Here is a 3,066-nt window from a genome sequence, read left to right as displayed (position 1 = left end):
TGAACTGCTCCCCGGAAGTTGGACTGAAAATTCAGTTTCGACTTCCGGGGAGCAGTTTTGCGTTCAAGTAGTTCTTTGTCGGCCGATCAGCGCGCAACGGCTGTAGCGTGGTTTGAGAAAGGCCTTGCTTACACGGCGACAGCCACCATGCTGGGTGTGTCTCGTGAGTCTAGTGGGCCTGTTAAGAGGCTGTATCGGCGGTGGAGGATCCATGGTCAAGGTGCGCTGGTGACGAAGCCTGCTCAGTCGTACACGTTCGAATTCAAGCTCGCCCTGGTGCAACGGTTCCTTGCTGGTGAGACTGCACCGGCCTTGGCGGAAGAGGCCGGCTTATCTTCGGCCGTGCTTCTCAAGTCGTGGGTGCGTGCCTACCGTCGTGAAGGCGTGGACGCCTTACGCCCCAAGCCCAAGGGCAGACCCCGGAAGCCGGACTCCCCACCGCCTGCAGAAGTATCCGAGCTGGAACGGCTACGGCGGGAGAACGAACGTCTGCGGGCCGAAGTCGCGTATCTGGGAAAATTGCGAGCCTTGAGGGCTCAAAAACAAAGGTGAAGGTCCAGGCCCTCATCGCCCTCAAGGCTGACTTCCCGCTTCCGCTTCTTCTTCAGGTCTCGGGCTTGGCGCGATCCACGTTTTTCTATCACCAGGCGCGCCTTCAAGCCCCTGACGCCCAAGAGGAGCTCAAGGCCTCCATCAGGGACATCTTCAAGAAGAACCATGGCCGGTACGGGCACCGGCGGGTGCACAGGGAGCTGCTCAATCTTGGCTGGACCGTTGCAAAAAAGACTGTGCTGAAGTTGATGCGGGCACTCGGCCTGTTCTGCAAGGTCCGACGCAGGAAGCGCTACAGCTCCTACCAAGGCGAGCAAGGCATGATCGCGCCGAACCTCCTGAACAGGAAGTTCGATGCCACTGCACCCAACCAGAAGTGGGTCACGGATGTGACCGAGTTCAGCGTCGGAGACCGCAAGCTCTATCTCTCGCCGGTCATGGACCTCTTCGACCGGCAAATCATCTCTCACAGCATCAGCACTTCCCCGAACCTGGATCTAACTAACGACTCCTTGCGTGCAGCCTTGGAATGCTTGGAGCCTGGGCAGCAGCCACTCGTGCATTCAGACCAGGGGTTCCAGTACCAGCACGTATCCTGGCGCACTCTCTTGGGGCAGGCCGGTGCGGTCCAATCAATGTCCCGCAAAGCCAACTGCTACGACAACGCGGTGATGGAAAACTTCTTTGGGCACCTCAAGGAGGAACTCTTCCACCGTGTCCGTTTCCTCAGCACCGAAGCCCTAACAGCAGCACTCGACGAGTACATCCACTGGTACAACACCGAAAGAATCTCCACCACGCTCAAAGGGAGGAGCCCGGTTCAGTACCGGGCTCAGATGCTCGCGTCATAGCTTTCCGCCCGGTGTCGGTCTGCGGTGTCCCTCCTCTGACTCTGGTCAGGCGACCCGACGCATTCACAGCTTTCTGATGGCTGAACGCCCAGCGGCCGTTACCGGTCCTTCTGCCGGCATGGCACCGTCCTCTACCAGGTAGCACGGATGACTTGAAGGACTTCGTTGAGTTCGAGGTTGTCGCGCTTGCATATGTCCGTTAGCTTTCTGGCAGCTCGAGCGACGTCCTTGGAGACGGCCGCCGCGTGCGGGCTGACGCGTGTGCCGGCTCCGACTCGAGTTTCAACGAACTGTTCTTCTTCTAGCTGCTTGTAGACCTTCGCGATCGTGCCGGGGGCGACGCGAAGATCCGCGGCAAGCTGCCGGACAGACGGGAGCCGTTCGTTTGCAGCAAGTGCCCCCGTGGTGATGAGCCCGCGAATCTGGTCGTGTATCTGTTCTGCTGGCGTCCCGCCAGTGGTGGAAAGGGCGATGATCATGGCGCGGTTTTGATGGTGGACTGTCGGACCCTGGCGGTCCAAGGAACGGCCGTGAGGACAACGCTGAGGCAGACCGCCGCGCCAAGGCACGTTGCCACAAAACTGCTGGAGTTGAGAAAGGGGCCCAGGGCGGCGAAGGGGGACCCGACGCTGATTATTCCGGCGGTATCTGTGGGGAGCGAACCTCCCACCCTGGATGTTCCAGCCAACGAGCCGAGGATCGCAGCTAGGTGGAAGAGTAAAGCACCGGTGGTCACCGCGATAATGTTGCGGCTCTTGACTCGTCGCACAACAGCGTCCTGTTCTCTGGGCTCACTCAGCGGCCGGCGGGCAACAAGTGCCAGGCCTACCCACGCGGTGGTGATCAGAAGTATCAGGAGGAGCATCGCCGGAACCGAGTAGTACCAGCCGTAGATCGTAGAGCTCACGCTCATAGTGCCGATCTTGAAATTGAACATGGCGTAACGGCCTGTTTCGTCTGGGGCGGATGCCAGCCCTGCCGCCAGTGAGAGGGCAATCGTAACGCCAACTACTGCGATCAGGGCGACCGTCCAGCCTGCGGAGAGGAAAGTCAAAGCTGTCCTCCGGGTGATGCCTGCGGTCGTCGATCCGGGAGGCTTCCGAGGACCAGGGACAGAGAGTATGGCCAACGCGACCAGCCCGGCAACCAATGGCATGGAGAATCTGGCGTCCTGAAGACCAATGCTCACATCCGTTCCCGTCCATGCGAGAAGCTGCGGCGTGATTGCCACCACCGAGTATAGAAAGCTGACTACCACCGGAAGCAGGCCGCCGCTGGCTGCGAGCACACCCGCGCGGCCCCTCAGCACGGTCCGGTCTTTCCGTGTCGCCAGCCATATACCAATAGACAAAACGGCGGCCAGGAGCAGCGGTGACAACTCCAGTAGGGTGATTCTCCACTGCTGCACGGCGACCTCCGTATGTATCAACCAATTGACACGCAATGTATCAATGCACCGTTACATTTACAAGGTTCAGTCAAGGAAAGGTCGCCCGACGTTTTGTAGCCCCTGGTCGACGAGCATGTGGTGACGTTCTAAGTTTCTCAGTAACAAAGAAGTTCCCCGCCCCAAGGTGGGGGCGGGGAACTTCCGTGAAGAGCCCACGCTAGTCGCTAAAGTGAACATCACACATTTGTGAGTCCAACAATCGGGGACCAGTTC

The 3,066-nt window shown here is 59.4% G+C and carries 3 protein-coding genes; 1 reads left to right on the top strand and 2 read right to left on the bottom strand.

Going from position 1 to position 3,066, the window contains the following annotated elements; all coding sequences use genetic code 11:
* The first annotated feature begins 147 nt into the window (after nucleotides 1-147).
* Nucleotides 148-1,403, top strand: a protein-coding gene (locus AB0313_RS22030) for an IS3 family transposase (protein WP_307309768.1) whose coding sequence is annotated in 2 segments (ribosomal slippage) — nucleotides 148-514 and nucleotides 514-1,403 — 1,257 coding nt in all. Because the reading frame shifts where the segments join, the coding sequence is not laid out codon by codon here.
* Nucleotides 1,404-1,534: 131 nt separating this feature from the next.
* Here AB0313_RS22030 and AB0313_RS22025 read toward each other — a convergent pair.
* Together AB0313_RS22025 and AB0313_RS22020 are read right to left on the bottom strand one after the other, a co-directional pair.
* Nucleotides 1,535-1,882, bottom strand: a complete 348-nt coding sequence (locus AB0313_RS22025; protein WP_307309565.1) for a GntR family transcriptional regulator — start codon at nucleotides 1,880-1,882, stop codon at nucleotides 1,535-1,537.
* Nucleotides 1,879-2,811, bottom strand: coding sequence for a hypothetical protein (locus AB0313_RS22020; protein ID WP_366308464.1), 933 nt, complete (start codon nucleotides 2,809-2,811; stop codon nucleotides 1,879-1,881). The genes AB0313_RS22025 and AB0313_RS22020 overlap by 4 nt, the downstream gene beginning before the upstream one ends.
* Between the last annotated feature and the right edge of the window lie 255 nt (nucleotides 2,812-3,066).

Origin of the sequence: Pseudarthrobacter sp. NPDC080039, assembly GCF_040702335.1 — a bacterium.
Lineage (GTDB): Bacteria > Actinomycetota > Actinomycetes > Actinomycetales > Micrococcaceae > Arthrobacter > Arthrobacter enclensis_A.
Note: the sequence above shows the minus strand (reverse complement) of the source record. Positions and strands in the feature narration are given on the sequence as shown.